This is a genomic window from Streptomyces anandii JCM 4720 (assembly GCF_014650655.1).
Taxonomy (GTDB): Bacteria; Actinomycetota; Actinomycetes; order Streptomycetales; family Streptomycetaceae; genus Streptomyces; species Streptomyces anandii.
The window spans coordinates 75843-80080 of record NZ_BMVJ01000004.1 but is presented as its reverse complement, the minus strand read 5'-3'; the positions used below and the strand labels follow the sequence as shown (position 1 = coordinate 80080).

Below are 4238 nucleotides of genomic sequence, written 5' to 3'. Positions count from 1 at the left end.
GTCCCGGCGCCTACCGCCTCCGGGCCCACGGCCGCCACCGCGACGACGGCGACGTACGCGACGAGGGCGACCCGGTGGAGACCTACCTGCTCCAACTCTGGCCGGCGCCCCTTGCCGGTCCCGTCACGCACAAGGCGGTGAGCCGGTTCGGGGCATCGTTGCGCGGCGAGGGCGCTGAGCCCAAGGGACAGGTCCCCTCCTGGTTCACCGAGAAGACGTCCGGCTACGGGCCCGATCACCCCGCCCACGGCGGTTGAGCCGGTGCTTCGAGCCCGTGACACAGCCCCCTTCCGCCGACGTGCTCGCGGCGGCCCGGGCCGAGCTCTCTCTGTGGGCCGCCGCGCGCTTCTGACCGCGGTCGGGGCTCGTCAACTCGCGGACGGGCCTGTCCAGTCGGCCTGGACGTGCCCGAGCCGGACGCGCTGCGGGTGGTCGCCCACCGGGACCGAGACCACCTTGCGGCCCGTGGCGAAGTCGACGGCCGTGACCTGGTCGGCGCCGCTCTCGGAGATCACGCAGTCCTTGCCGTCGCCGCTGACCGTCGCCCAGTACGGCTTCGACGCCGGCACCAGCGGGCCCTCCTGGAGGGTGGCGCGGTCCACCACCGTCGCATAGTCGTCCATGGTCCCGGCGACGCACAGCTTGGTGCCCTCGGGATTCATGGAAATGCCGTGGTGGCGCGAGTCGTTGACCCAGGTGGTGCGGTCCTCGCTGGTCGCCGGGTTCTTCGGCAGGGTCTTGACCCGGGTGATCCGGTCGGCGGCGACGTCGTACTCCAGGAAGCCGTTGAAGAACGACACCTGGAAGTACAGCTTGGACTCGTCCGGGGAGAACACAGCGGGCCGTACCGCGTCGGAGAAGTCCTTCAGGCCGAACGCGTCCAGCCGCTGCCGCATGTCGATGACGCGGACCTGCTTGTACGTGGTCGCGTCGACCACGGTGATGTGCCGGTCGCCCTTGGTCCAGTCCCAGCCCGGGGAGTCGAGCGAGGTGTTGACGTCCCCGATGGACATGTTCCAGATGTACTTGCCGTCCTTGGTGAAGATGTTCTCGTGCGGCTTGTCGCCGGTGGCGAACGAGCCGAGCTGTTTCCCGGTGGCGATGTCCAGCACGTGCACGGTGTTCGCGGTGGAGGCGGAGACGGCGACGCGGGTGCCGTCGGGGGAGACGGCCATGTGGTCGGCGCGGTAACCGGACACCGGGAAACGCCAGTTGATCCTGTCGGTGGCCAGGTCGATGGAGACGACGTCGGCGAAGCTGGGCCGCGACACCACCACGGAACGGCCGTCCGGGGTGGAGTACATGTCGTCGGCGAACTGGTCGTGGCCCTCGCCGACGCTGTTGCGGATCGCCTGGAAGTAGATCCACTTGATCGGGTCAGCGTTGATCTCCGCCATCCGCTGGTCCTTGTCGGGGATGACGTTGATCCGGCCGACCTTCGCGAAGTCGCCGGAGGACCTGATGACGTCGGCGGTGCCGTCCCAGTTGTTGCCGACGAACAGCACCTCGCGCAGTCCGGCGGCGGACGAGCCGGCGGCGGGGACGGAAGCCGTGGCGGCGGACGCGGCGGTGGCGGGGACGGTGACGGTCAGGACGAGGGCGGCGGCCACGGAGCAAAGGTGCCTGGGTCTGAAGGCAGGCATGAGTGCTCTCTCCTCTGTGATGGGGGGTGCGTCGCGGGTGGGCCCGCGCGAGCCGGGAAATCTGAACACACGTGCTTTCAAAAGAACTTACTGAAAAGTAAGGAGGGGGCCGCCTTTTCCACAAGACCGCGCACACGACAAAATCGGCAGAGGCCGGCGAGGGCGGCCGACGAGGAGGGGGAAACCGTGGCGGGCAGGCTGAGGGCGCCGACCGGCCGGTACGGCGGCAAGACCGCCGCGCAGCGGCAGGCCGAGCGCCGCCTGCGCTTCCTCGCCGCCGCGCTCCAGCTGTTCGGCGACGCCCCCGGCTTCCGCGCCACGACCGTCGCCGCGCTCAGCGAGACCGCCGGACTGTCCACACGCCAGTTCTACGAGGAGTTCCGCACCCTCGAGGACGTCCTTGCGGCGCTGCACCTCCAGGTCAACGACTGGGCCGAGCGGGCCGTCCTGGACGCCGTCGCCTCCGCCGGCGCGTTGCCGCTGGCCGAACGGGTCACCGCCCTCTTCCGCGCCTACGCCGCCAACGTCACGGCCGACCCGCGCCGCGTCCGCATCACCTTCGTCGAGATCATCGGCGTCAGCCCGCGTCTGGAGGAGCAGCGGCTGGCACGGCGGTCCCACTGGGTCGACCTCATCTGCGCCGAGGCGGCAGCGGCGGCCGCTCGCGGAGAGGCCGCACCGCGCGACTACCGCATCGCCGCCACCGCCTTCATCGGCGGCGTCAACGGCCTCCTGCACGACTGGAGCGCCGGCTGGGTGGAGGGCACCCTCGACGAGGTCGTCGACGAACTGGTCCGCCAGCTCCTGTCCATCCTCCGGCCACCGGGCTGGACTCCCGCGACCACCTGACCGGTTCCACTGGCTCGACCGGCTCCACTGGCTCGACCGGCTCGACCGGCTCGACCGGCTCGACCGGTTCCACCGGTTCCACCGGTTCCACCGGCTCCACCGGCTCGTTCCGGCGGAGTTCAGCGGCGCCGGAACCGGCGCGGGCGCAGGGCGTGGGCCGGCGTGTGGTGAGGCTGGGATCCGCGGACCGCGCGGAGCAGGGACCGCAGCAGGGCGACGGACGCCGCCCGCTGGGCCGTGGCGGCCGCGCGGGAGGGCACCAGGCCGGCCGAACGCGACCGGCCCAGGCCCGCGCGGGCCGAGAAAGTCCAGGTCAGCCGGGAGCTGACCTGGATGCGGGCGGCCTTCCTTCCTACTCGTCCCATGCCTGGATCATGATCTGCTCGGTGATCTTGCCGTCGCGCAGCGAGATCATCGACTCGGCGAGCACGCGGATGCCGTCGGAGTACTGGCAGGACTCGACGAACGCGGCGTGGTCGCCCTGGACGACACAGGTCTCCAGCCGGTGCGTCATGTCGCGGCTGTAGACGTCGTCGAGCATCGCCCGGATCTCGTCCCGCCCGTGCAGGACCTTGGGGTGACTGGGCTGGGCGTCGCGGTCCACGATGCGGATCTCGGCGTCGTCCGCGTACAGCGTCAGCAGCGTGGACGACGTGTGCCCCTCGATGCCGCGGCGCAGGGTGTCGGTGTCGAAGGCGGGGCTTGCCGTGGTAGCCATGGTGACCTCCTACGAGGGCCGCGGCCCGGCGAGGAGCGGGCCGCGACGGGCCTCACCTTCGAGCCTCCCCCGCCCCACCGGACTCGGCAAGCGCAGACGGGGGGTGCGGGGTGGCTCGTCCTGATGGGTGAGTCGTCCGAGGCGGCCGTGTCCGGGCGGGGGCTTGGAACATTGCTCCGGGCACGATCCCCGCTCGGCGTACCGTCACCGTCGTCGGTCTCGCCGTCTCCGGGCTCGCCGCGCTTCCGATCAGTCACGGCGTAGGGTCGGGGAGACGGACAAGGGTCGACGGAAGGGACACCACCATGGCGCAGGAAGTGCGCGGCGTGATCGCACCCGGGAAGAACGAGCCGGTACGGGTCGAGACGATCGTCGTGCCGGACCCGGGCCCGGGAGAGGCCGTCGTACGGGTCCAGGCCTGCGGCGTCTGCCACACCGACCTGCACTACAAGCAGGGCGGCATCAACGACGAGTTCCCCTTCCTGCTCGGCCACGAGGCCGCCGGCGTGGTGGAGTCGGTCGGCGACGGCGTCACCGACGTCGCGCCCGGCGACTTCGTGATCCTCAACTGGCGCGCGGTGTGCGGGAAGTGCCGGGCCTGCCTGCGCGGGCGGCCCTGGTACTGCTTCGACACCCACAACGCGCGCCAGAGGATGACCCTCACCGACGGCACCGAGCTCTCCCCGGCCCTCGGCATCGGCGCCTTCGCCGAGAAGACCCTGGTCGCGGCCGGCCAGTGCACCAAGGTCGACCCGGCCGTCTCCCCGGCCGTGGCCGGGCTGCTCGGCTGCGGCGTGATGGCCGGCATCGGCGCCGCCATCAACACCGGTGGTGTCGGCCGGGGCGACTCCGTCGCCGTCATCGGCTGCGGCGGCGTGGGCGACGCGGCCATCGCCGGGGCGTACCTCGCGGGCGCCGCGAAGATCATCGCCGTCGACATCGACGACCGCAAGCTCGACACCGCACGCACCATGGGCGCCACCCACACCGTCAACTCCGGCGGGACCGACCCGGTCGAGGCGATCCGC

5 protein-coding genes and 1 pseudogene are annotated in these 4238 nt (G+C 71.4%); 3 read left to right on the top strand and 3 right to left on the bottom strand.

From position 1 onward, the window contains the following. A pseudogene (locus IE249_RS09025) lies at positions 1–257 on the top strand (hypothetical protein); the annotation flags it as partial. 111 nt (positions 258–368) lie between these two features. Here IE249_RS09025 and IE249_RS09020 read toward each other — a convergent pair. Next, positions 369–1643, bottom strand: a complete 1275-nt coding sequence (locus tag IE249_RS09020) for a YncE family protein (RefSeq protein ID WP_189704257.1) — start codon at positions 1641–1643, stop codon at positions 369–371. 186 nt (positions 1644–1829) lie between these two features. Between IE249_RS09020 and IE249_RS09015 the strand changes: the two genes are divergently transcribed. Beyond that, positions 1830–2492, top strand: coding sequence for a TetR/AcrR family transcriptional regulator (locus IE249_RS09015; RefSeq protein ID WP_189704256.1), 663 nt, complete (start codon positions 1830–1832; stop codon positions 2490–2492). 119 nt (positions 2493–2611) lie between these two features. Here IE249_RS09015 and IE249_RS09010 read toward each other — a convergent pair whose 3' ends face one another. Together IE249_RS09010 and IE249_RS09005 are read right to left on the bottom strand one after the other, a co-directional pair. Further along, the gene (locus tag IE249_RS09010; protein WP_189704255.1) at positions 2612–2857 is read right to left on the bottom strand and encodes a hypothetical protein; all 246 of its coding nucleotides are present in this window, start codon (positions 2855–2857) and stop codon (positions 2612–2614) included. Then, a complete protein-coding gene (locus IE249_RS09005; RefSeq protein WP_189704254.1) occupies positions 2845–3210 on the bottom strand; it encodes a nuclear transport factor 2 family protein in 366 nt (121 codons plus the stop codon). The genes IE249_RS09010 and IE249_RS09005 overlap by 13 nt, the downstream gene beginning before the upstream one ends. A 305-nt stretch (positions 3211–3515) precedes the next feature. On the opposite strand from IE249_RS09005, the gene IE249_RS36710 reads away from it, so the two are divergent. Further along, a partial coding sequence (locus tag IE249_RS36710; RefSeq protein WP_229857893.1) for an alcohol dehydrogenase catalytic domain-containing protein occupies positions 3516–4238 on the top strand: 723 nt, incomplete at its 3' end.

Coding starts and splice junctions, on each gene's coding strand:
- IE249_RS09010 (WP_189704255.1), bottom strand. CDS start 2,857: ATGGGACGAGTAGGAAGGAAGGCCGCCCGCATCCAGGTCAGCTCCCGG.
- IE249_RS09005 (WP_189704254.1), bottom strand. CDS start 3,210: ATGGCTACCACGGCAAGCCCCGCCTTCGACACCGACACCCTGCGCCGC.
- IE249_RS09020 (WP_189704257.1), bottom strand. CDS start 1,643: ATGCCTGCCTTCAGACCCAGGCACCTTTGCTCCGTGGCCGCCGCCCTC.